The sequence below is a fragment of the Rhizobium sp. N621 genome, from assembly GCF_001664325.1.
In the GTDB taxonomy this organism is placed as follows: Bacteria; Pseudomonadota; Alphaproteobacteria; order Rhizobiales; family Rhizobiaceae; genus Rhizobium; species Rhizobium esperanzae.
The window spans coordinates 2992789-3016762 of sequence record NZ_CP013495.1; the positions used below are offsets into that span (position 1 = coordinate 2992789).

The window sequence follows — 23974 nt, forward strand, 5'->3', positions numbered from 1 at the left end:
ACAGTGAGGCGGCGGCCGGCGCTCGAATTGATTAATGCCGAGAGCATCGGCGCGCGGGCGTCACCGCTTTTCTATTGATGCCGATACCACTTCCGGTTAGCGAAGGCGCATAGGTGAGCAGGGAGAAGATCATGCGATGCCTCGTCACCGGCGCAGCCGGCTTCGTCGGTAGTCCGCTCGTCAAACGGCTGCACGCAGAGAAGACTTGCGAGCTCGTGGCCACCACGAGATCCCAGACCTCTGCCTTTCCGCCGGATGTAATGCATTTTCCGATTGAAATAACCGACGGAACCGATTGGACGCCAGCGCTTGAAGGCGTCGACGTCATCATCCATCTCGCCGCCCGCGTTCACATCATGAACGACCGCGCGGCCGATCCCCTAGCGGAATTCCGCCGGGTCAACACCGCCGCCGCGCTCAATCTCGCCGAACAGGCTGCCAAGGCGGGCGTGAAGCGATTCGTCTTCGTCAGCACCATTAAGGTCAACGGAGAAGAGACCGACCGGCCGTTCCGGCACGACGACAGCCCGAAGCCGATTGATCCCTACGGCATTTCGAAGCTGGAATGCGAAATTGGCCTGCGCGAAATCGCAACGCGCACCGGCATGGAAGTCGTCATCATCCGGCCGCCGCTGGTCTATGGCCCCGGCGCACGCGGCAACTTCGCGCTGCTCACCAATCTTGTCCGCAAGAAACTGCCGCTCCCCTTGGCTTCGCTGAAGAACCGCCGCACACTGGTCGCGGTGCAAAATCTCGTCGACCTGATCATCACCTGCGCGACCCATCCCGCCGCTGCAGGCGAGACCTTCCTTGCCGGAGATGGTGAAGACCTCTCAACGCCTGAGCTCATCAGGGGAATTGCCGCGGGACTGGGGGTCAAGCCGATGCTGGTCCCCTTCCCGCCTGCACTGCTGCACATGGCGGCGAAGGCAGCCGGAAAGGAAGCCGTCTACCAGCGCGTTTGCGGTTCGCTGCAGGTCGACATATCCCGGGCGCGCGAGGTTCTGGGCTGGTCGCCCGTCGTCACCTCGCGCGAAGGCCTCAAACAGGCAGTCGAATAGTTTATTCGCTCGTCACGCCCTGGAACGGGCGCACTTCCCGGCCGGGCATGAAGACGCCGAGGCGCTTGATTTCCCATTCGAGCTTGATGCCGTCTTTCTCGAAGACCTCACGGCGCACCTGCTCGCCGAGATATTCGAGATCATAGCCGGTCGCCTGCCCCATATTGATCATGAAATTGCAGTGAAGCGACGACATCTGCGCGCCGCCAATCACGAGGCCGCGGCAGCCTGCCTCGTCGATCAGCTTCCAGGCCGAATGACCCGGCGGATTCTTGAAGGTCGAGCCGCCGGTCTTTTCGCGAACCGGCTGCACCGTCTCGCGGTGATTGCGCACAGCGTCCATTTCGGCGCGGATCTGGGCGCGATCTTCCGGATAGCCCTCAAACAGCACCGAGGTGAAGATCAGATCGGCGGGCGCCTTTGAATGCCGGTAGGAATAACCCATCTCCGCATTGGAAAGCACATGCTTGTTGCCCTTGCGGTCGACGGCGTTGACCTCGATCAGCCGCTCACGCGTCTCCACGCCGTTCGCGCCGGCATTCATGCGCGCCGCGCCGCCGATACCGCCCGGTATGCCATAGAAGAAATGGAAGCCGCCGATGCCATTGTCCATCGCCATTGCCGCGACATGCTTGTCGGGGCAGATGGCGCCGGCGAGGATGCGATTTTCGCCGGCAAGCTCGACGAAGCCGAAGCCCTTGGCCGATAGGCGCAGCACCACGCCCGGAATGCCGCCGTCGCGCACCAGAATGTTGGAGCCGACACCGACCACCGTCAGCGGCACCTCTTCGGGCAATATCTTCAGGAAGGCAATGAGATCGTCGACGTCATGCGGCTGGAACATCAGTTCGGCCAGACCGCCGGCCCTGAACCAGGTGACGCGGTCCATGGGGGCATCCGGCGTGATACGGCCGCGGATATCCTTTACACCATCCCCGAGAGACGCGAGAAGCTTTTCCCCATTCACCTGTTTCATGCGGACTTTCCCGATAGGCCTTCCAATTGCTTGGGCAGTGCTGCTGCCCATGATGTGATGCTCCCAGCCCCCAACAGAACCACGAAATCACCAGGCTTTGCAACCTCCGCAACCATTTGCGGCAGAAGCTCCGCCGAAGCGAGGAAGCGGGCGTCGCGATGGCCGCCGGATTTGATGCGCGAGACGAGCGACATGGAATCGACCCCTTCGATCGCATCCTCGCCTGCGGCATAGACGGGCGCCAGAAAAATACTGTCGGCATCGTTGAAGCAGGCGGCGAATTCCTCGAACAGGCTCGCGAGTCGGGTGTAACGGTGGGGCTGATGGACGGCGATGATGCGCCCCTTGCAGGCCTCGCGGGCCGCCTTCAGCACCGCCTTGATTTCGACCGGATGGTGGCCGTAATCGTCGAAGATCTGCACCCCGTCCCATTCGCCGGTCAGCGTGAAGCGACGCTTGACGCCGCCGAAGGAGGCAAGCCCCTTGGCGATATCTTCATTCGATATGCCAAGCCGGTTGGCGACTGCGATCGCCGCCGTGGCGTTGGAAATATTGTGGCGACCGGGCATCGGCATGACCAGTCCCTTGAGCTCGCTCCTCTGACCGGTGCGACGGCGGCGGATCTCGACGTCGAAGATCGAGCGCGTGCCGTCGATGCGCACATTCTTGAAGCGCACGTCGGCCTGCGGGTTCTCGCCATAGGTGATGATCTTGCGGTCCTCGATGCGGCCGACCAGCGACTGCACCTCGGGGTGATCGAGGCACATGACGCCGAAGCCGTAGAACGGCACATTCTCGACGAACTGCCGGAAGGCGGCGCGCACGGCGTCGAAACTGCCGTAATGGTCGAGATGTTCGGGATCGATATTGGTTATGACGGCGACATCGGCGGGCAGCTTCAGGAAGGTGCCGTCGGATTCGTCGGCCTCGACCACCATCCACTCGCCCTCGCCCATGCGGGCGTTGGTGCCGTAGGCGTTGATGATGCCGCCGTTGATGACGGTCGGATCGAGCCCGCCGGCTTCGAGCAGGGTTGCGACCAGCGAAGTGGTCGTCGTTTTGCCGTGGGTGCCGCCGATGGCGATCGCATTGCGGAAGCGCATCAACTCGGCGAGCATCTCGGCGCGGCGCACCACCGGCAGCAGCTTTTCGCGCGCGGCGATGAGTTCCGGGTTGCTCTTCTTGATCGCCGTCGAAACGACGACGACTTCGGCATCACCGAGATTTTCGGCGCGATGGCCGACGGAGACCTCAATGCCTTTATCGCGCAGTCGCTGCACATTGGCGCCGTCCGATTGATCCGATCCCTGCACCTTGTGACCGAGATTGTGCAGCACCTCGGCGATACCGCTCATGCCGATACCGCCAATGCCGATGAAATGGACGAGACCGATCGCCTTCGGCAGTTTCATGCGCGTGTCCTCTTGAATTCTGAGACTGTCTTGCCGGCGGCAATAGCCTCAACCATGTCGGCAAGCAAGTTCGCCGCATCCGGTTTCCCGGCGAGCTTGGCCGCCGCCGCCATGTGCGAAAGCTTGTCCGGATCGTTCATCACATGGCTCAGTATAGAGGCGATGCGTTCAGGCGAAAGCTCCGACTGAGGGATCACCTTCGCCCCGCCGGTCGCAGCCAGTGCGGCGGCGTTCGCCGCCTGATCATGGTCGAGCGCATGCGGATAGGGCACCAGAATGGCCGGGCGTCCGATGACGGAGATTTCCGAAACAGTGGAAGCACCGGAGCGGCAGATCACCAGATGTGCTTGGGCAAGACGCTCCGCCATGTCGTTGAAAAAAGGGGCGATATCGGCTCCCATCTCCAGCTTGGCGACGCAGCCGCTGACCATCTCCATATCCTCAGGGCGCACCTGCTGCGTCACCCTGAGCCGCACGCGCAGACCGTCGTCGAGCAGGCTGATCGCCGTCGGCATCGCCTTGGAAAAATACTGCGCGCCCTGGCTGCCGCCGAAGACGACGAGATTGAAGGGCTCGCCGGGATGCGAAGGCAGGTAAGGCCGCTCGGCTGCGGCAAGGATCGCCGGTCGCACAGGATTGCCTGTTGCAACTGTCTTGTCAGAAAAAGCATCCCCGCTTTCTGATAGAAAGCCGCCGGCAATCGCCTTGACGCGCGGAGCCAGCGCCTTGTTGGCCCGGCCCATGACCGCATTCTGCTCATGCAGCATCGAGGCGACGCCGAGCCGCGTGGCGGCCAGCAGCGGCGGCACGGTGGGGTAACCGCCGAAGCCGACGACAATCACCGGCTTCAGCCGCTGGATCAGCCTTTTGGCCGCTCGCATGCCGCTCCATAGCGTCCACAGCGAGCGGGCGACGGCGACCGGGTTCTTCGAGCCGATCGTCGCCGACGGCACGACATGAATCTGCTCGGCCGGGAACTTGCCGGCATAACGCTCGGCCCGGCTGTCAGTCACCAGGTGCACCGAATAGCCGCGCTCCTTCAGCTTGAAGGCCAGCGCCTCCGCCGGGAACACGTGGCCGCCGGTCCCTCCGGCGGCAAGCAGCACGATGCCTTTGCTCATGACCTCTTACTCCGCGGGCATGCCGTGCGGGACGCGGAAGAGGCTCCGGTCCTGCGCACGTTTTTCCGGGCGGTGGCGCGTCAGCGCGAGGATAAAGCCCGCGGTAACGCAGATCGCCACCATGGAAGAACCGCCGTAGGAAATCAGCGGCAGCGTCATGCCCTTTGCCGGCAGCAGCTCAAGATTGACGCCGATGTTGATGATTGACTGGATGCCCATCTGCAGCACCAGGCCCGCGACGGCAAAGCGATTGAAATCATTGCGCTCGCGATAGGCATGCGAGAGGCCGCGCAGCACCAGCACGGAAAACAGCGCGACGAGCGCCATGCAGAAGACGATGCCGAATTCCTCGGCCGCGACCGAGAAGATGAAGTCGGTATGCGCATCCGGGATGATACGCTTGACGATGCCTTCGCCCGGTCCCTGACCGAACCAGCTGCCGCGGATAATCGCCTCACGGGCCGTGTCGATCTGGAAGGTGTCGCCCTCGCCGGTCATGAACTTGTCTATGCGCAGCGCAACGTGCGGAAAGACGTAATAGGCACTGAGCAGGCCGCCGGCGCCGCCAATGCCGAGCAGCATGATCCAGATCCACGGCATGCCGGCCATGAAGAACATGCCCCCCCAGACGGCGGTCGTCAGGATGGTCTGGCCGAGGTCGGGCTGCGCGACGAGAAGGGCCGCAACAATGCCGAAGAGGATGATGGCAAAGAGATTACCGGGGATTTCCGGCTGGCGCGCATGCTCGGCAAATAGCCAGGCGCAGACGACGACGAAGGCAGGTTTCATGAATTCCGACGGCTGGATGGAAAGGCCGGCGATCCAGATCCAGCGCCTGCCACCCTTGACCTCCTGGCCGACGAACAGCACCAGCACCATCATGGCGAGCGAAATGATCAGGAGCAGGATCGCGGTTCGCCGCACCTGGCGCGGCGTCAGGAACGATAGCCCGAGCATGACGGCGATCGACGGGATCATGAAGGCGGCATGGCGCTTGACGAAGTGAAAAGGCTCGAGCCCGATGCGCTCGGCAACCGCCGGAGATGCCGCAAACGACAGCATGAAGCCGATGCCCATCAAGAAGATGAACATCGCCAGGAAGAAACGGTCGATGGTCCAGAACCAATCGGCCAGAGGCCCACGTTCCGCGCGGCTTACCATGTCATTTCTCTCCTGTTGCCGGTCCGATCAGCATCGTCATTCCGTCAAGGGCGGCCACATGGCTGACGAAGGCATCACCCCTGACTTCGAAGTTCTTATACTGGTCGAAGCTTGCGCAAGCCGGGGATAACATCACGGCGGAAGCAGCAGCTTCGTCGCGCTCCGCATCGGCCGCCGCATGCGCGACTGCGCGCTCCAGCGTGCCGGAGATCTCGTAGGGCACGGCCTCGCCGAGCGTGGCGGCGAACTCCGCGGCTGCCTCGCCGATCAGATAGGCCTTGGCGATCCGTGGGAAATAGGGCGCGAGCGTCGAGATGCCGCCTGATTTCGGCAAGCCGCCGGCGATCCAGTAGATGCGATCATAGCTCGACAGCGCCGGCGCTGCCGCGTCGGCATTCGTCGCCTTGGAATCGTTGACGAAGACGACGCGGCCTCGTTTGCCCACAGGCTGCATGCGGTGCTTGAGGCCGGGAAAGGAGGCAAGGCCGGTGCGAATGTCGTCGGCGGACACGCCGACGGCAAGGCAGGCGGCGACCGCCGCCGCCGCGTTCTGCGCATTGTGGCTGCCGCGCAGCGTCTGGATGCCGTCGAGATCGGCAAAGGGCAGCATGGCGCCGCCGCCGGCCTGAACGAGCCTGGTGCCCTCGGCATAAATGCCTGATGCCACCGCGTTACGGCGCGAGATGCGGACCACCTTGACACCTGCCCGCTCGATCCGATCGGCGATTAGCGCCGAATGGCTGTCATCGATGCCGACGATCGCGACATCGCTGCCGGCGACCAGCCGCTCCTTGACGTCGGCGTAGTGCTGCATCGTGCCGTGGCGATCGAGATGATCGGGCGTCAGGTTGAGCAGGATGCCGGCGGAAGGGTTCAGCGTCGGCGCCAGATCGATCTGATAGGAAGAGCATTCGACGACGAAATAGCGCCCCGCCTTCGGCGGATCGAGCGTCAGCACCGCCGTGCCGATATTGCCGCCGAGCTGGGTGTCGTAGCCTGCGGATTTCAGGATGTGGGCGATCAGCGCCGTCGTCGTCGACTTGCCGTTGGTGCCGGTGATAGCGATGAAGGGGCAATCCGGCGCATGAGCGCGGCGCTCGCGCACGAAGAGCTCGACGTCGCCGACAATATCGACGCCGGCCGCCCGCGCCAGGTCGACAGTCCAGTGTGGCTTCGGATGGGTGAGCGGCACGCCGGGCGACAGGACGAACAGCGCATGCTGGCTCCAGTCGATGCCGTGCAGGTCCTCCGTCCGGATGCCTTCCGCCGAAGCCTTGGCGACGCTGTCGGGATTGTCGTCCCACGCGGTCACCTCGGCGCCGCCAGCGACCAGCGCGCGGGCAGTGGCAAAACCGGAACCGCCGAGCCCGAAGAGCGCGACCTTCCTGTCCTTGAGCGTCGTGACCGGAATCATCGCCGCCTCACCGGAGCTTCAGCGTCGAAAGGCCGAGCAGGGCAAGGCCGACGGCGATGATCCAGAAGCGGATCACCACCTGGCTCTCGGTCCAGCCCTTCTTCTCGAAATGATGATGGATCGGCGCCATCAGGAAGACGCGCCGGCCGGTCATCTTGAAGAAGCCGACCTGGATGATGACCGACAGCGTCTCCATGACGAACAGGCCTCCGATGATCGCCATGACGATCTCATGCTTGGTGGCGACGGCAACGGTGCCGATCGTGCCGCCGAGCGCCAGCGACCCGGTATCGCCCATGAAGATGGCGGCGGGCGGCGCGTTGAACCAGAGGAAGCCGAGGCCGGCGCCGATGACGGCGCCGAGCACGACGGCAAGCTCACCGGTGCCGGGCACGAAATTGATCTGCAGATAGTTCGCAAACACCACATTGCCGGCGAGATAGGCGATGACGCCGAAGGAGGCGGCCGCGATCATAACAGGCACGATGGCAAGCCCGTCGAGGCCATCGGTCAGATTGACGGCATTGCCGGCGCCGACGATCACGAAGCCGCCGAAGACGACGAACATGATGCCGAGATTGATCAGGAAGTCCTTGAAGAAGGGAAAGGCGATCGAGGAGCCGAAGGTCGAGCCGGCGGTCCCCGAGGCAAGGGCGGTGCGCATCATGAAGTAGACGGCGATGCCGGCGATGACGAATTCGATGCCGAGGCGCGCCTTGCCGGAGAAGCCCTTGTGGCTCTGCTTGGTCACCTTGAGATAATCGTCATAGAAGCCGATTGCGCCGAAGCCCAGCGTCACCAGCAAGGTGGCGACGACATAGACGTTGGAAAGATCGGCCCAGAGCAGCGACGCCCCGACGATGCCGGCCAGGATCATCAGCCCGCCCATGGTCGGCGTGCCGGCCTTCTTGAAATGCGTCTGCGGCCCGTCCGCGCGGATCGGTTGGCCCTTGCCCTGCCGGATGCGCAGCGAATTGATGATCGTCGGCCCGAACAGGAAGACGATCAATGCGGAGGTGAAGAGAGCGGCCCCTGTGCGGAAAGTGATATATCTGAACAGATTCAGAAACTTGAAATATTCCGACAGTTCGACAAGCCAGATCAGCATTCAGGGCCCCTTGTTTACCCGATCAAAGTTCGCGTTGCGTGTCGGCAAATGCCGGGAACTTGTCAAGGAGCGCGGCGACGATCTTGCCGAAACCGATGCCCAGAGACGATTTCACCATCAACACGTCGCCCGGCGCGACCGAGTCCAATACATATTCCGTCAATTCGCTCGTGTTCTCGCGGTATTCGACTTGCACGCTTTCCGGCAATGAGTCCTTCAGCGCGGCCATCTCGGCACCCGCAAGCCACACATGTTCGATGCCGGCGGCAAGCAGCGGCCCGGCAAGATCGGCATGGACCTTCTCGGCATATTCGCCCATCTCCAGCATGTCGCCGAGCACGGCGATACGGCGGCCGCGCGCGGTCGGCTCGGCGGCCGCCAGCAGCGCGATCGCCGCGCGCATCGAGGCCGGATTGGCATTGTAGCTCTCGTCGATCAGCGTGAAACTGCCGCGACCGCCGCCGATCGAAAGCCGGTGGCGCTTGCCCCTGCCCTTTTCCGGCTTCAGCGTCGCAAGCGCCTCGATCGCCTTCTCCATATCGGCTCCGACGATCCTGACGACGCCGAGCGCCGCCAGCGCATTCTCGGCGATATGGCGGCCAGGCGCGCCGATCGCGACCTCCAGCGTCTCGCCGCCGATCGTCAGCCATAGCGTCGAATTCTCGTCCGCGCCGTTGAATTCCGCGAGCCTGAATTCCGCCTTGGCATGCTGGCCGAAGGAGTGAATGTTCTCGATGCCGAGCGACTGCGCCGTTCGATCGAGGAAATTGAACTGGTCATTGTCGCGGTTGAGCACGACATGGCCGCCGGGCTCGAGCCCTTCGAAGACCTCCGCCTTGGCGGCGGCGATCTCCTTGATGCTCTTGAAGTTGCCGAGATGCGCCGGCGCGATCGTCGTGATGACCGCGACATCGGGACGGATCATCGCCACCAGCGGCCGGATCTCGCCGGGATGATTCATCCCGACTTCGAAGACGCCGTAATCGGTATCATCAGGCATCCGCGCGAGCGTCAGCGGAACGCCCCAGTGATTGTTGAAGGAAGCGACGGAGGCGTGCACCTTGCCCGACGGCGACAGCACGTGCCGCAGCATCTCCTTGGTGGTCGTCTTGCCGACAGAACCGGTAACGGCGATGATTTTTGCCCGCGACCGCTTGCGGGAAGCCTGCCCCAGACGCCCGAGTGCCGCCAGCACGTCGTCGACGACGATCATCGGCACCGTCAGGCGGCCAAGGGCGGGAAGCCTCGCTTCGCTGACGACGAGAAGCGAGGCGCCGTTCGCTATCGCCATCGACGCATAGTCGTGACCGTCGACGCGGTCACCCTTGATCGCGAAAAACGCCTCGCCTGATGTAATCGAGCGGCTGTCGATGGAAATGCCGGTGATGCCTTCGGGCAAGGTGCCGAAAGGGCGCCCCGCCATCGCTGCGATCATGTCTTCGGTCGTCCAGAGCCAGCTCAAGATTTCAGTTCCTCCAAGGCCTTGCGCACCTCCGCGTGGTCCGAGAACGGCAGTGTGACGTTCCCAATCGTCTGCCCTTCCTCATGCCCCTTGCCGGCAACGATCAGCGTATCGCCGGATTTCAGCATGCCGACCGCCTCACGGATAGCCGTGGCGCGATCGCCGATCTCGGAGGCTGAGCTCGCTGCCGCCATAATCTCCGCCCGGATCGCAGCCGGCTCCTCCGAACGCGGATTGTCGTCGGTGACGATCACGACATCGGCAAGGCGGCAGGCGATTTCGCCCATGATCGGCCGCTTGCCGCGGTCGCGGTCGCCGCCGCAGCCGAAGACGACGACGACACGGCCGGTGGTGAAGGGCCTCACCGAATTCAGCACATTTTCCAACGCATCCGGCTTGTGGGCATAATCGACATAAGCGAGTGCGCCATCTTGGGTATGGCCGACCAGTTCGAGGCGGCCCGACGCGCCGACCAGTTTCTCGAGCGCCGCCATCGCGACCTTCGGCTCGACTCCCGTGGACATGGCAAGTCCTGCCGCAACCAGCGCGTTGGCGACCTGGAAATCGCCGGCCAGCGGAATGTCCACCTCGAAGATCTCATCGCCGATATGGATCTCCGCCGTCTGCTTGTGGCGGAAATGCTCGACGCGTTTCAGAGACAGATATTTCCCCTTGCGCCCGACGGTGCGGACGTCATGACCGGCATCGGCAGCCGCCTTGATTGCCTGCGCCGACCACGGATCGTCAGCGAAGACGACCGCCGGCGAGCCCTTCGGCAGCAGCGTATCGAAAAGCCGCATCTTGGCGGCCATATAGTCTTCGACCGTCGGATGATAATCCATGTGGTCGCGGCCGAGATTGGTGAAGGCTGCGGCGGCGAGCCTGACACCGTCAAGACGGCATTGGTCGAGGCCGTGGCTGGAAGCCTCCATCGAGGCATGCGTAACACCCTCGTCGGCGAGCTCCGCCAGCAGTTTGTGCAGCGACACCGGATCCGGCGTCGTCAGTGCGCCATATTCATTGCGCGTCGGCGAAACGACACCTGTCGTGCCGATCATCGCGGCTGCATGGCCGGCATGTGCCCAGATCTGGCGGGTGAAAGAGGCGACGGAAGTCTTGCCGGCCGTGCCCGTGACGGCGACCATGGTCTCGGGCTGCCTGCCGTAAAAGCGGGAGGCGGCGATGGAAAGAAAGCGGCGCGGTTCCTTGACCGCAAGCACCGGGATGGGAGCATCGACAACCTGGGAGGTGATCGCGATGGCGGCCCCACGGCCGCCGGCATCCGCGATGAAACCCGCGCCATCCGCCTTGGTGCCGGCGACCGCGACAAAAGCATTGCCCGGTTCGACCTTGCGGCTGTCCGAAGACAGGCCTGAGATATCAAGCAAGCCTGCCGGGCCTTCGAGCTGTACTTCAAGTTCCGGAAACTGATCTCCGGCCAGGTCTCGCAATTTCATCGAACGCACTTTTCTCTCTTGAAGCCGGTTCACCCCTCGCGAATCGGCGTCGGTATTCATTCACACTCAATAAGACACCAGCAAGGCCGAACCGCCCTCCCCAAATTTCGGCTCAATGCCGAGAATGGGAGCCGCGCGGCGGATGATCTCACGAGCGATCGGGCCGGCAGTACCGGCGGAGATCGTTCCACCATATTGCTTTTCGCCTGTTTTCGGCTCGTCGCAGAAGGTGATGACGACATATTGGGGATTATCGATCGGGAAGGCGGAAATGAAGGAGTTGAAGTTGAGCGTCGCGGAATAACGCCCGTTCACCACCTTGTCCGCCGTACCGGTCTTGCTGCCGACGGCAAAGCCCGGCACACGGGCGACGCGTCCCGACCCCTTGTAACCGTTGAAATCGAGAAGATAGCGGATCTCATCGCTGGTCGACTTCTTGAGGACCTGCTTGGCAACCTGATCGGCCTGTTCGCGGGTGCGCGGCAGGAATGTCGGCTCGATCAGCTTGCCGCCGTTGACAAGGGCGGCAGCCGCCACGCCCGTCTGCAGCGCGGTCGTTGAGACGCCGTGGCCGAAGGAAATCGTGATCGAATTGATCTTCTTCCAGACGCGCGGCTGGCTCGGCATCTTCACTTCGGGCAGTTCGGTCTGCATCTTCGTCAGCAGGCCGAATTTGGTCAGATAGTCCTTCTGCGCGTCGATGCCGACAAGGTCGATGACGCGCGCCGTGCCGATGTTCGATGAATACTGGAAGATTTCGGGAACGGTCAGCCAGCGGCGCTGTCCGTGAAAGTCATGGATGGTGAAGCCGCCGATATAGATCGGCTTGCTGGCGTCGAACGTATCGGACATCTTCACCTTGCCGCTGTCGAGCGCCATCGCCAGCGAGAAGGTTTTGAAGGTCGACCCCATTTCGAAGGTGCCGTTCGTCATCCGGTTGAGCCAGCCTTCCTTGGCGCCCTCCTGCGGATTGTTCGGATCGAAGTCGGGTGCCGATGCCATGCCGAGCACTTCCCCGGTGTGCACGTCGATCACAGCGGCGCCGGCCCCCTTTGACTGGAAATTGTTGACGGCGTTGACGACCGCATCGCGAACGATGTTCTGCACGCGCAGGTCGATCGACAGCCGCACCGGCTCCAGCGGCTGGTCGCTCGTCATGCCGACCGAGGCGAGATCGGCGAGCCCCTGGTCGTCGATAAATTTCTCCATGCCGGCCACGCCGCGGTTGTCGATGTTGACATAGCCGAGGATGTGCGCCGCGGTTGAGCCGCCGGGATAGAAGCGGCGCTTCTCCGGCCGAAAGCCGATGCCGGGAATGCCGAGCGCCAGGATCTGGCTCTGCTGCTTCGGCGTCAGCTGCCGGCGCAGCCAGGCGAAATGCGAACTCTTGACCGAAAGCTTCTTGTAGGTGTCTCTGACGTCGAGCTCCGGCAAAACAGTTGCAAGCTTCTCCACCGCCTCATCAACGTCAACGATCTTGTTCGGCTCGGCAAACAGCGAGACCGTGCGGATGTCGGTCGCCAGCACCTCGCCATTGCGATCGAGTATGTCGGGCCGCGAGGCCATCAACCGGTCGGGCGGCAGGATGCTGGAGACGACCTCCTGATCCTTCATGGCATATTCGACCAGACGGCCGCCGATGACGACATAGACACCCATGAAGCCAAGGATCAGCAGCCCTACACGGCTTTTTGCCTGCCCTGTCTTCTTCTTGCGCGACCCCTCGATGGCCACGCCGGCGGAAGGGCCGCCGAAGCGGTTATAGACGCCGGTGGAGAAATGCGCCTGGCTCTTCAGGACCATGATGCGGGAAAGAAACGACATTATTCCACCGACCCCGTTTCGATCTCGTCTGCCTCGTCTGCCACCACACCACGCTGCTCGGCTGCGTCACGCTGCTCGGCTGCGCCGTGCTGCTGTACTGCGCCCCGTGGCATCGGCACGGGCTGCGCTTTGCCGGTCGTGCCTTTGGCGCTGGCCACGGCCGCACCCTTGGCGCCGGCTTTGGCCTCCGTCACATCCGGTACCGGAACCTCGGACTTCAGCATCGGCAGCTCCTTCGCATGCACGAGCGCCGTCGAATCCGTCGGCTGCAGCTGCAATTCCGCATTGTAGGCATTGACCAGCCGCTCCAGCCGGTTCGGCTGCGATTGCAGCGCCCAATCGGCCTTGAGAAGATCGATCGTGTCCTTCTCGAGCTTGATCTCGGCCTCGAGGCGATGAACCTCCTCGAGCTTCAATTCGGCGCGATGCTTGATCGTGTAGGTGACGGCGGCAGTCGCCGTCATGACGCCGATGAGCACAAGATCGAACGTTTTCAGCATATCAACCTCCGAGCTTTCCGAGAGAGGCAAGATTGGGAAACCCGAAGAGCGACATATCCGCCGCCTCGGCGGCCGCGTCCGTCCGCTGGCCGGCGCGCAGCTTGGCGGAGCGGGCGCGCGGATTGGCTTCAGCCTCCGCCTCGCTCGCCGAAACCATCGTCTTGCCGATCGCCGTGAAGGTCGCCGCCCGCTCATGTGCGGCCGGCAGGTGCCGCGAGCCCGTCGCCTTGCCGGCGCGGTCGGATAAGAATTTCTTGACGATGCGGTCTTCAAGCGAATGAAAGGTGACGACGACGAGCCGGCCGCCGGGCTTCAGAGCTCGTTCCGCCGCAAACAAAGCCTGCGCCAGCTCCCCGAGCTCGTTATTGACGAAAATGCGCAAGGCCTGGAAGACGCGCGTCGCGGGATGGATCTTGTCCTTCATCTTGCGCGGGGTGACCAGTTCGATGAGGCCGGCAAGATCGCGCGTCGTTTCGAAGGGCTTTTCCTCGCGCCGCTTCTCGATCGCATGTGCGATTCGCGGCGCCTGGTTTTCCTCGCCGAGAAAATGGAAGATGCGGATCAGATCCGCGACCTTGGCGCGATTGACGACATCGGCGGCCGAAACGCCTGTCCCCGACATGCGCATGTCAAGCGGTCCGCTCTTCTGGAAGGAGAAGCCGCGCTCGGGCTCATCGATCTGCATGGAAGAGACGCCGATATCGAGCACGACGCCGTCGAGCCCGCCTTGCGGCGCATGATCGGCAAGATTCGAGAACTGCGCATGAATGAGCCGGAGGCGGCCGGCATGAGCGGCAACCATCGCCTGGCCCGCGGCAATCGCTGTGGGATCACGATCGAGCGCAATCACCTCGGCGCCGGCCGCAAGGATGGCCGCGCTATAACCACCCGCACCGAATGTACCATCGAGAATGAGCTTGCCGGGTGCGGGCGAGAGCGCTGCGAGGACCTCATTGAGAAGAACAGGAATGTGACGAACCGGTCCGCCACCGGCATCAGTTGAACCTCCGCCAGGATTCGTCGCCATTCCGTTCCCTCGTTCCTTCAGGAACGCTTGCCCGCCAGCTTGCGCTCCCCTCGTGCCTGCGCCTGCGCAGCCAAGAATGCCTGCGGCTGCCAGAGCTGAAAATGATCCGCTCGACCGACGAAGGTCACTTCGTCCGAGATGCCGGTGAAGTCGCGGATGAAATCCGTGACCATCAGCCGCCCCTCGGCATCGAGCTTCATGAAGACCCCGCCTCCGTGGATCAGAAGCGACATCGCGTTCGCATCCGGCGAAAACGGATCTTCCGCAGCAATCTGCCGCTCGAATCTTTCGAGAAGATCCGGGCCGCCGATGCTGATCGCCGGAAACACAAAGTCCTGGAAACAGTAAAGCTCCTGAACGTTGCGCTGCGCCAGCACGGAACGGAACGCCGAAGGCACGGAAACCCTGCCCTTGGCATCGATCCTGTTGGTCGCGTTCGAAAGGAAGCGGCTCATGACTCGAAACATCCGTTCCCGCAGGGAGCCGGACAAAAAGACGCCCGAAAGTCCCAATATCAGGCACAGCTTCGCAAGCCGGATGAGCCGAATCCCACCCGACGCTTCTGGAAAAGAAGACGCCTTTGCTTTGCGATGAATGGGCAAATGATTGCCCTGATGCAGTGCGCATTTGGGATAACATGGGACCATATGGGCGTCAATGGGATACGCCCATTTTGCAACGGACGCATGATCAAACATTTATAAGCTGTTAAGTTTAACAAAGGGTTAGCGGTGCCATTTTACGACAGACACGCAATGATAGCGTCGCACAAAAACACGCCTAAAAGGCGCATGAATATGACCTGGCCCCTGCCGCGGTACGGATGTTAATCGCCAGTTGGCCTGTAAGCCGGGTTCTGTATGGCTCCGGCGTGAACCGGAACGTGGCAGCCATTCCTCTGGGACAGCGCTCGCACGCTGCCTCACGCAACCCACCCGGATGACTGGCCTGGAAACCGGCCGGAGAGCCTTTCGGCCCGCCGCGTCATCCCTATTCGGTCTTGCTCCCGGTGGGGTTTACCGTGCCATATCCGTTGCCGGAGATGCGGTGGGCTCTTACCCCACCCTTTCACCCTTACCTGTCATGACAGGCGGTTTGCTTTCTGTGGCACTTTCCCTGAGGTCGCCCTCGCCGGACGTTATCCGGCACCGTGTTTCCGTGGAGCCCGGACTTTCCTCACCCTACCGCCTTTCGGCATTGGTAAAGCGCGGCTGCCCGGCCAACTGGCAGGGCTCCCATAAACGAGAGAGCCCGTAATTGCTACCGAAATATGGGGGACAGGCTTAACGGAAATTAGGTGTGAAATCCGTGGAGTAGCCCTGTTCGCCGATTCTGCCCGACAAAAGCAGCTCCGCGCCGAGCCTGCCGATTTCGTCCGAACTCTTGGCCGAGGTGCCGGCGCAGCCCGTCAGCACCGCAATCGCGGGCGAAGAGGTATAGCCGATCATCGGATAGCTGCTTTCCGTAAACGAGACGACGCAGGCGGCCGTCGAAATCGAAAGCGGCGTCATATCGGGCACGAGGTCGGCGACGATGCGCTGCAGATGCGAGCGCACGCTCTCGCGCCCTTCGGTCCTGAACCAAGCCCGCATCTCGATGTCGTTGCGTAAGATCAGATCGTCGGGATCGCCGCCGATCTTCAGGTAGAATTTGCCATCGGGATAACGGATCGGCGGCAGCAGATAGATATGGATGCCGGGCACGTCGAGAATGAGCGACGGCATCGCCGCAAGGCGGAGCGCATCAGCCTCGCCGACCTCGAACAGCGTTATGGTCCGGCCATAAACCGTCATGTCAACAGGCCGTGGCAACAGGTTCTCGGCAATGGAAAATCCGCCCGCCGCCAGCAGCACCTTTTCACCGCGATAGGTGAAGCCCCCGGCAGTCTTGACGGTCGCCAGCCCGCCCTCCTCGCGGATCGAGACCACATGATCCCGGATGACAGTCGCGCCTGCCCTTTCTGCCAGCATAGATTGCGCCTTGACCAGCTTGCGCGGACTGATATGTCCGGCGCCCCTCGCCTCGAACACACCTGCACTGCCGGCGGGAAAGGCAAAGAAGGGAAATGCGGTCTTCAATCCGCCCGGGTCCAGAAGCCTGGTCTCGACGCCGAGCGAAACGGCAGCCTGCCGAGTCCTTTCGAGATAATCGCTTCCATTAGGCGCGACGACGGCGCAGCCGACCTCCCGATAGAAGTCGATGCCGCTCTCGTTCGCGATCTCGCCGTAGCGACCGATCGAGCGGTTGGCGAGCAGCGCCCAGTTGCGGTCGGGATCGATGGTGCGGGTAATGCGCCCCTCGTCGTAATGGCTGGCGAAAACGCCTTCATGCGCCTTGCGATCATCAGGCTCGTCCGGGCCGATCACCGCAACATCATCCGTCTGCCGCGCCAGATGCCGCGCGGCAGCGGCTCCCATCAGCCCGCGGCCGACGACGATATATTTGAAATCGACTGCCATGATATTCCTCTCAAACGAAGACCGGCGTCAGCTCGCGGCCGAAATCCTCATCCCCGAGCCGCCCTTCCCGGAGAAGCACGGCGCCGAGACGCCCGAGTTCGTCGGAGGATTTGGCCGCGACAAAATTGCCGCCGGTTAGCACCGCGATCCGCGGCGACGGCGTGAAGCCGACGTAGGGATAACCGGTCGGCGTGAAATTCGCCACGCACGGAGCCGATGTAACCGGGCAGCCGGCCAGCTCCGGCATCAGTTGCAGGGCGATGCGCGAGAGATGATCGCGCTCGGCCACACTGCCGTCGGAACGGAACCACGTGCCGGCCTCTTCCAGCCGGCTGAAGGAAAGCGCCTCGGTATCGCCGCCAAGCTTCAGATAGAGCTTGCCGTCGGGATAACGCACCGGCGGCAGGATATAGATGTGATCCTCCTCCCGGTCGCCGAGCACGATGGTCGACGGCATGTTGCCGAAGATCGCCATCTCGCGCTCGCCGATTTCGCAGAAGACAACGGTACGCGCCATCACGCTCAAATCGACGGGACGCGGCAGCAGGGCATGGAAATTGCTGAAAGCGCCGGCCGCGACCAATACGCGCTCGGCGCTGTAGCTTCTGTCGCCGGCCGTCACCTCGACATGGGAACCTGCATCACGCACCGACGTCACCGTCGCCTCGATCAGCGCGACGCCGCCCTGTTCGGCGAGCCTGGCTTGCGCGCGCACCAGCGCCCGCGGATTGATGTGCCCGGCGCGCTTGCGCTCGAAATATCCGCTGAAATCAGGGCCGACGGCAAGATAGGGAAAACGCCGGTCGAGTTCCGCCGGGGCGACGATCTCGATATCGCTGCCGAGCGTCCCGCTGACGGTCAGCGCCCTTAGAAGAAAGTCCTGCTCGTCCTTGGGCGGGGGACCGGCAAAAAGGCAGCCGACTTCCGAAAAGAAGGAAATGCCGCTTTTCGCCTCGATGTCGCGGTAGCGCCCGAGCGCCCGCGCGGCGAAAGTTCCCCAGGCGAGATTGCCGTCGAAGGTGCGGGTAATGCGCGCTTCGTCATAATGGCTGGCAAAGACGCCGTGATGGGCCTTGCGATCCCCCGGCTCCGAAGGGCCGATCAGCGCGACACCTTCGGCCATGGAGGAGAGATGCCGTGCCGCCGCCGCTCCCATCATGCCGCGCCCGATGACGATGAACCTGAAATCGATTGCCATGTCTCACCTTATATCGAGGTGGCCACCTCGTTTCGAGGTGGGATATCACGGCGAGCAGTCTGATTCATATCGCAAAAACAGTAGCGGAAGACTTTCCTCCGATCCGGGTGGCGGCTCAGTCGAGCATCGCCAGGACCTTGCCGCAATACGTCTTCGACACCGGGTTCATGCGCGTTGCGCCATGGCCGGCATTATATTTGAGGATGGTGTTGCAGGTCTGCCCGCCGCCGAGCTGGTGGGCGGCCGCCAGATACTTCATGCCGTATTTGATGTTAGTCTCGGGATCGAACAGCCCTTTGCGCGTGCCGGAATATCCCATCATCCTGGCCGTTGCGGGCTTGATCTGCATCAGGCCGATTTCGCCGGCGCTGCCGCGTGCCTTCGGATTGAAATTACTCTCGATGCGAACGACCGCCTGGGCGAGCGCCACCGGAACGTTGTATTCAGCTGCATATTTGTTGATCAGCGCAGCATAGGGAATGCTGTTGGAGAAATCGGGCATAGCATAACCGCTCTGGCGATCGACGGTTTTCAGCGGGATGGTTTCGGCCCTGACGCCCCAGTCATCATTAGCCGAGGCAAAGTTATACCCCGCCAGCAGCATCCCAAGGCATGCCGCAGCACCAACAATCAAATTTTTCATATAGTTTCTTCACTCCGACCCAAAGAACTGCAGGACTGCGCGCCTCGCCGTCATCCGGATACACGCGATCAAGGACTGATCGCGTTCCACAGCAATTCTTATCGTTTCATTTGGCGGTCACGGTTACACTTGAAATCAGCCGCGAGCGCCGTTCAGCGGGCGTCCTTAGACCATCGCAATGAGGAGATAATAGGGAAATGATGTGGCGGGGCGGATTTCTCGCTTGTGGCGGCAAAACTGCCCGGAAATCCACCTGCCGTCGTCAGGAAAATCGCGGTAGCGCCGACAGCAGCCGGTGCAGCGTGTCGATTGTCGAGAAATCGGCGATCCCGTCCACTCGTTCGGGCCGGAAATGGCGCTGGAAGGCTTCCACGTCGCCGGCGGTCTTTTCGGAGAATTCGCCCGTAATTTCAGTGCCGTAACCATAAAGCGACAGCATCGACTGCAGCGCTTCCACCGGCTGGCCGGCGTCCCCGCGCTGAAAGAAACGCCCGCCGGTGATCGTCGCCGGCTCGACCCAATGCCCCACACCCGCCCGATGAAGCTCGGCCCAAGGGAATTTCTCGCCCGGATCGACCTTGCGAATCGGTGCGACATCGGAATGCCCGAGCACTCTTTCCGGCGCGATCGACCAACGTTTGACACAGTCACGACACAATTCGATGACTGCTGCGATCTGTTCTTTCGGATAGTCGGGAAGGCCGCCGGGATGGCCGGCATTGGCGATTTCGATGCCGATCGACAGCGAATTGATATCGCTCTCGCCGTGCCAGCTGCTTTTGCCCGCATGCCAGGCGCGCCGCGCCTCCGGCACGAGCTGGATCACCTCGCCATTCTCGTGCACGAAATAATGGCTGGAAACCTGGCTCTCTTCCCGACAGAGCCAGTCGAGCGCGTCATCGGCCGTCGGCATCCCGGTATAATGCAGCAGGATCATGTCGGGACGCCGCCCGTCCGCCCGCTCGCCGTGGTTGGGCGACGGCCGCACGCAAGCGCCTCGATAATCGGCCTCGAAAGAGGTCATGCGGCGCGGCGTTCCTTCTCGATCGCCGCATAGGCTGCATTCAGCGCCGCCATGCGCTCATTGGCGATCAAATGAAACTCCTTCGGCACCCCACGCGAGATCAGTCGATCGGGATGATGTTCGCTGACCAGGCCGCGGTAACGGCGGCGGATCGTCGGAAAATCGTCGGAAGGCGACACGCCGAGCACCTTGTAGGGATCGCCGCCGGACGAGACGTGGCGAGCGGCGATCTGGTCGAAACGTGTCTCGCTCATTTCAAAGATTTCGGCGATGTGGCGCAGGAAATTCAGTTCCTTCTCATGGATCAGCCCGTCGGCCTTGGCGATATGGAAGAGACCGTCGAGCACGTCTTCCAGCACCGTGCAATTGGCTGCGCAGGTGGTGCAGAGCGTGGAGAGCCGCTCGGCGTAGGCCTCATAGCCGGCAACATCCTGACGCGCGAGGTTATAAAGTCTGGCGACATTCTTGGCTTGATCCGGCGGAAATTCGAAGATTTCCCGGAAGGCCTCGACCTCCCTCTCGCTGACGATGCCGTCGGCCTTGGCCATCTTGGCCGAAAGCGCGATGATCGCCACGGAGAACGCCACTTTGCGCCGGGTTTCGGGATCGCCTTCGAAAACCGTTCGGATCGCCTCGACGACCGCGGAAAGCGCATTGCCCGCGGTATTGCCAATGGCATTCAACAGTTTTTCCCAGAAGGACATCGAAAATCTCTCGCACGCTTGTCAAGTATGAGAAGTCAGCTTGACCAAAGAATCTGAGCCTTTGCAAGGCGACGATTGGTCGTAGGATCGAAAACAGTTTTCACAATTCGGTAATTATTGCACCGCAGCAAGCGGTCGGTCGCTTTCGCCGGATCTGCCGTAAGAGAGTGCCCGCACCATGTCACTCGATACTTAGCCGCCGATTTCCACAAACAGTTCCCGACAAGCAAAGCGGGCTTGAAACGATTATATCGATACTTCGCGCCGCCTTCGCCGTTGAACCCGGCAAAAAGCCGCTTCTTTCGTAAATTCTTTACTTTACAGAGCCCTTTCCCTGCCGCATCCATGCGCTAGCTAACGCTGCCGCACTGAACACCATAGGAGGGATCATGGCCAAACAGAAAGTCGCAATGCTGACCGCCGGAGGCCTGGCGCCCTGTCTTTCCTCCGCAGTTGGCGGCCTCATCGAACGCTACAGCGACGTCGCGCCCGAAATCGACATCGTTGCCTATAGGTCCGGTTATCAGGGCGTGCTGCTCGGTGATCGGATCGAGATCACCGGCCAAATGCGGGAAAGAGCGCCGCTGCTGCACCGCTACGGCGGATCGCCGATCGGCAACAGCCGCGTCAAACTCACCAATGCCGCCGACTGCGTCAAGCGCGGCCTTGTCAAGGAAGGCGACAACCCGCTGAGGGTCGCCGCCGAACGTCTTGCCGATGACGGCATCACCATTCTCCACACGATCGGGGGCGACGACACCAATACTACGGCCGCCGACCTTGCCGCCTACCTCGCCGCCAACGGCTACGACCTGACCGTCGTCGGCCTGCCGAAGACGGTCGACAACGATGTCGTGCCCATCCGCCAGTCGCTCGGCGCCTGGACGGCCGCCGAAGTCGGCGCGCATTTCTTCGACAATGTCAGCAACGAGCAGACGGCCGCACCGCGCACGCTCGTCATCCACGAGGTGATGGGCCGCCACTGCGGCTGGCTGACGGCAGCCACCGCCCGCGCCTATCTTCAGCGCACCAGCCGCAACCAGTATGTCGACGGCCTGATGATGGACGCGCATCTGAAGAGCATCGACGCCGTCTATCTACCCGAAATGGCCTTCGACCTCGACGCCGAGGCCGCCCGCCTGAAGGACATCATGGACCGCGCCGGCCATGCCACCGTCTTCGTCTCGGAAGGTGCCTGCCTCGACGCCATCGTCGCCGAGCGCGAGGCTGCCGGTGAGACCGTCAAGCGCGACGCCTTCGGCCACGTGAAGATCGACACGATCAATGTCGGCGCCTGGTTCCAGAAGCAGTTCGCCAACCTCCTCAACGCCGAGCGTTCGCTGGTGCAGAAATCGGGCTATTTCGCTCGCTCGGCGCCGGCCAATGGCGACGACCTCAGGCTGATCCAGAGCATGGTCGATCTCGCCGTCGAAAGCGCGCTCAATAAGGTCTCCGGCGTCACCGGTCACGACGAAGCGCAGAACGGTAAGTTGCGCACTATAGAATTTCCCCGCATCAAAGGTGGCAAAGCTTTTGACCTGTCGACGGCATGGTTTGCCGAAGTCATGGATAATATAGGGCAGAAATACAAAGAAGCATGATTGACGGACGGTTAATATGGTGTCTTTGCTTGTTCCCGACGGGATAGGAGGAGATTCCATGTCGCTTGAAGCCTGGCTCGCTTTTGCTGCCGCATCCGCCATCATGCTGGCCATACCGGGGCCGACGATACTGCTCGTCGTTTCCTATGCGCTCGGCCATGGCCGCCGGACGGCCTTTGCGACGGTGAGCGGCGTGGCGCTCGGCGACTTCACCGCCATGACAGCGTCCCTCTTCGGTCTCGGCGCGGTGCTCGCCACCTCCGCCGCTCTCTTCACGCTTTTGAAGTGGATCGGCGGCGCCTATCTGATCTGGCTGGGAATCAAGCTCTGGCGTGCTCCGGTGATTGGCGAGCCGGTCGCCGATAACGACAATCTGCCGGAGGAAAAGTCTCTTAAGATCTTCCTTCACGCCTATATCGTCACCGCCCTCAATCCGAAGAGTATCGTCTTCTTCGTCGCCTTCGTGCCGCAGTTCCTCAACCCGGCCCTGCCCTTCTTCGGGCAGATGGCGATCATGGAAGCGACCTTCCTGGTGCTGGCGATCTTCAACGCCGCCACCTATGCTTTTCTCGCCCATTCCGCTCGCGGACTGATTCGCAAGGCGAGCGTCCAGCGCGCCGTCAACCGGACCGGCGGCACTCTGCTGATCGCTGCAGGCGCCGTCACGGCTGGGTATCGGCGTATTGCGGCTTAAAAATCCGGGTATCGCGCTATTGCAGCTTAGAAATATTCCGTGGTTGCCGGAATGCAACGAATAAGTTAATGGGGTCATCGGGTTTAAGCTTTTTAGTAACTTTTATAACGCTGCCGGGGCGGCGCGATTTCACGAAAGTGACGGAATGGTAGCGATCGGATTGTCCGGCCTGAAACGCGGTCTTGTCGTTTCCACGATGCTCTGCTGCGGCGTGATCACCGGCTGCACGAGCGTCGAATATACCTCTCAGGCCGAACTGACAGCTGCTCAGACAGTGGTGCCGACGCCGAAGCCCGGCGAAGATGCGATGCTCGCCGCGGTCCCCACAGCGGAAGGTGCTGCCGGCCAGGCAATCGCCGGTACCGGTCTTCCCCAGGCAGCTCCCTCGCTCACCGCAACGGCTATGCCGACTGCGCCGGGCTCCCAGCCTGCCGATCTGACCATGCAGGCCGGCATACAGCCAGCGGCCTACGCGCAGATCCCGTTGACGCCTGAGATGACGGCGATCCAGTCCGTCGTGCCGACGCCGCGCCCGGGAACCCCCGCGCCGCCGGCAACGCAGCTTGCCTTCGCCGCCACGCCGCAGAACAGCGCGCTTGCAGCACTTGCCGCAGTCGACACCACGCCGCGCTCCATGGATTACGGCTTCGACGAGTCAGGACCGATCGATCCGCCGACGGCTCCCCCGATGTTCAGCGACGACGACAGGGACGATGCGCCGACGGTCGAGAAGAGCTTCGTCACCAAGCTCATCCAGAAATATTCGAAGATCTACGAAATTCCCGAGACGCTGCTCCACCGCATCGTCCATCGCGAGAGCCGCTACAATCCGAAGGCTTACAACAAGCGCGGCTATTTCGGCCTCATGCAGATCAAATACAACACCGCCAAGTCCATGGGCTATGACGGTGCGCCGGGCGGCCTCTTCGACGCCGAGACCAACATCAAATATGCCGCAAAATATCTGCGTGGCGCCTGGCTCGTCTCCGACAACAAGGAAGACGACGCCGTCCGCCTCTATGCGCGCGGCTATTATTACGACGCCAAGCGCAAGGGCATGAACGACGTCGCCCAGGGTAATTACTGAACCGGGCATCTGCCGAAACAGCCCAGTTGAAACAGCGGTCA

21 protein-coding genes and 1 other RNA gene are annotated in these 23974 nt (G+C 62.2%); 4 read left to right on the forward strand and 18 right to left on the reverse strand.

Features of this window, described 5'->3' with window-relative positions; all coding sequences use genetic code 11:
* The first annotated feature begins 131 nt into the window (after window positions 1-131).
* Window positions 132-1061 (forward strand): UDP-glucose 4-epimerase family protein, encoded by a 930-nt coding sequence (locus AMK00_RS14595; RefSeq protein ID WP_064810822.1) that lies wholly within the window; start codon window positions 132-134, stop codon window positions 1059-1061.
* Between the two features lies 1 nt (window position 1062).
* Here the strand turns inward: AMK00_RS14595 and murB are convergent, their stop codons facing one another.
* From murB to AMK00_RS14685, 18 genes are all read right to left on the reverse strand, one after another.
* Window positions 1063-2037 (reverse strand): UDP-N-acetylmuramate dehydrogenase, encoded by a 975-nt coding sequence (gene murB / locus AMK00_RS14600; protein ID WP_064810823.1) that lies wholly within the window; start codon window positions 2035-2037, stop codon window positions 1063-1065.
* The gene (murC, locus tag AMK00_RS14605) at window positions 2034-3449 is read right to left on the reverse strand and encodes a UDP-N-acetylmuramate--L-alanine ligase (protein ID WP_064810824.1); all 1416 of its coding nucleotides are present in this window, start codon (window positions 3447-3449) and stop codon (window positions 2034-2036) included. Before murC ends, murB begins: the two co-directional genes overlap by 4 nt.
* Entirely contained in the window at window positions 3446-4570 is a 1125-nt protein-coding gene (gene murG / locus AMK00_RS14610) for an undecaprenyldiphospho-muramoylpentapeptide beta-N-acetylglucosaminyltransferase (RefSeq protein WP_064803808.1), read from the reverse strand. The genes murC and murG overlap by 4 nt, the downstream gene beginning before the upstream one ends.
* A gap of 6 nt (window positions 4571-4576) precedes the next feature.
* On the reverse strand, window positions 4577-5731 hold the full coding sequence (gene ftsW / locus AMK00_RS14615; RefSeq protein ID WP_064803810.1) for a putative lipid II flippase FtsW: 1155 nt from the start codon (window positions 5729-5731) through the stop codon (window positions 4577-4579).
* 1 nt (window position 5732) lies between these two features.
* The gene (murD, locus tag AMK00_RS14620; RefSeq protein WP_064803812.1) at window positions 5733-7145 is read right to left on the reverse strand and encodes a UDP-N-acetylmuramoyl-L-alanine--D-glutamate ligase; all 1413 of its coding nucleotides are present in this window, start codon (window positions 7143-7145) and stop codon (window positions 5733-5735) included.
* Window positions 7146-7152: 7 nt separating this feature from the next.
* Window positions 7153-8253 carry a phospho-N-acetylmuramoyl-pentapeptide-transferase gene (mraY, locus tag AMK00_RS14625; RefSeq protein WP_011426095.1) on the reverse strand — a complete coding sequence of 367 codons (1101 nt, stop codon included), beginning with the start codon at window positions 8251-8253 and terminating at the stop codon, window positions 7153-7155.
* A gap of 22 nt (window positions 8254-8275) precedes the next feature.
* Window positions 8276-9715: a UDP-N-acetylmuramoylalanyl-D-glutamyl-2,6-diaminopimelate--D-alanyl-D-alanine ligase gene (locus AMK00_RS14630; RefSeq protein ID WP_064810825.1), complete on the reverse strand. Its 1440-nt coding sequence runs from the start codon at window positions 9713-9715 to the stop codon at window positions 8276-8278.
* On the reverse strand, window positions 9712-11232 hold the full coding sequence (locus tag AMK00_RS14635) for a UDP-N-acetylmuramoyl-L-alanyl-D-glutamate--2,6-diaminopimelate ligase (RefSeq protein WP_064810826.1): 1521 nt from the start codon (window positions 11230-11232) through the stop codon (window positions 9712-9714). The genes AMK00_RS14630 and AMK00_RS14635 overlap by 4 nt, the downstream gene beginning before the upstream one ends.
* Window positions 11233-11238: 6 nt before the next feature.
* Entirely contained in the window at window positions 11239-12996 is a 1758-nt protein-coding gene (locus AMK00_RS14640; RefSeq protein WP_064803818.1) for a peptidoglycan D,D-transpeptidase FtsI family protein, read from the reverse strand.
* Window positions 12996-13496: a cell division protein FtsL gene (gene ftsL / locus AMK00_RS14645; protein WP_064810827.1), complete on the reverse strand. Its 501-nt coding sequence runs from the start codon at window positions 13494-13496 to the stop codon at window positions 12996-12998. The genes AMK00_RS14640 and ftsL overlap by 1 nt, the downstream gene beginning before the upstream one ends.
* Before the next feature lies 1 nt (window position 13497).
* Window positions 13498-14523, reverse strand: coding sequence for a 16S rRNA (cytosine(1402)-N(4))-methyltransferase RsmH (gene rsmH, locus AMK00_RS14650; protein WP_064810828.1), 1026 nt, complete (start codon window positions 14521-14523; stop codon window positions 13498-13500).
* Between the two features lie 17 nt (window positions 14524-14540).
* A complete protein-coding gene (gene mraZ, locus AMK00_RS14655; RefSeq protein ID WP_064803823.1) occupies window positions 14541-14978 on the reverse strand; it encodes a division/cell wall cluster transcriptional repressor MraZ in 438 nt (145 codons plus the stop codon).
* A gap of 374 nt (window positions 14979-15352) precedes the next feature.
* Window positions 15353-15750, reverse strand: an RNA gene (gene rnpB, locus AMK00_RS14660) — RNase P RNA component class A.
* A gap of 56 nt (window positions 15751-15806) precedes the next feature.
* Entirely contained in the window at window positions 15807-16982 is a 1176-nt protein-coding gene (locus AMK00_RS14665) for an NAD(P)/FAD-dependent oxidoreductase (RefSeq protein ID WP_064810829.1), read from the reverse strand.
* A 10-nt stretch (window positions 16983-16992) separates the two neighbouring features.
* Window positions 16993-18180 carry an NAD(P)/FAD-dependent oxidoreductase gene (locus AMK00_RS14670; RefSeq protein WP_064810830.1) on the reverse strand — a complete coding sequence of 396 codons (1188 nt, stop codon included), beginning with the start codon at window positions 18178-18180 and terminating at the stop codon, window positions 16993-16995.
* A gap of 115 nt (window positions 18181-18295) precedes the next feature.
* Entirely contained in the window at window positions 18296-18823 is a 528-nt protein-coding gene (locus AMK00_RS14675; RefSeq protein WP_064803828.1) for a lytic transglycosylase domain-containing protein, read from the reverse strand.
* Window positions 18824-19085: 262 nt separating this feature from the next.
* Complete coding sequence (locus tag AMK00_RS14680; protein WP_064803830.1) at window positions 19086-19847, reverse strand: N-acetylmuramoyl-L-alanine amidase; 762 nt, start codon at window positions 19845-19847, stop codon at window positions 19086-19088.
* Complete coding sequence (locus AMK00_RS14685; protein WP_064803832.1) at window positions 19844-20551, reverse strand: J domain-containing protein; 708 nt, start codon at window positions 20549-20551, stop codon at window positions 19844-19846. The genes AMK00_RS14680 and AMK00_RS14685 overlap by 4 nt, the downstream gene beginning before the upstream one ends.
* A gap of 389 nt (window positions 20552-20940) precedes the next feature.
* On the opposite strand from AMK00_RS14685, the gene AMK00_RS14690 reads away from it, so the two are divergent.
* From AMK00_RS14690 to AMK00_RS14700, 3 genes are all read left to right on the forward strand, one after another.
* Window positions 20941-22152, forward strand: coding sequence for a pyrophosphate--fructose-6-phosphate 1-phosphotransferase (locus AMK00_RS14690; protein ID WP_064803834.1), 1212 nt, complete (start codon window positions 20941-20943; stop codon window positions 22150-22152).
* A 58-nt stretch (window positions 22153-22210) separates the two neighbouring features.
* Complete coding sequence (locus AMK00_RS14695) at window positions 22211-22846, forward strand: LysE family translocator (protein ID WP_064803836.1); 636 nt, start codon at window positions 22211-22213, stop codon at window positions 22844-22846.
* Window positions 22847-22991: 145 nt separating this feature from the next.
* On the forward strand, window positions 22992-23933 hold the full coding sequence (locus AMK00_RS14700) for a lytic transglycosylase domain-containing protein (protein ID WP_064803838.1): 942 nt from the start codon (window positions 22992-22994) through the stop codon (window positions 23931-23933).
* Window positions 23934-23974 lie beyond the last annotated feature (41 nt).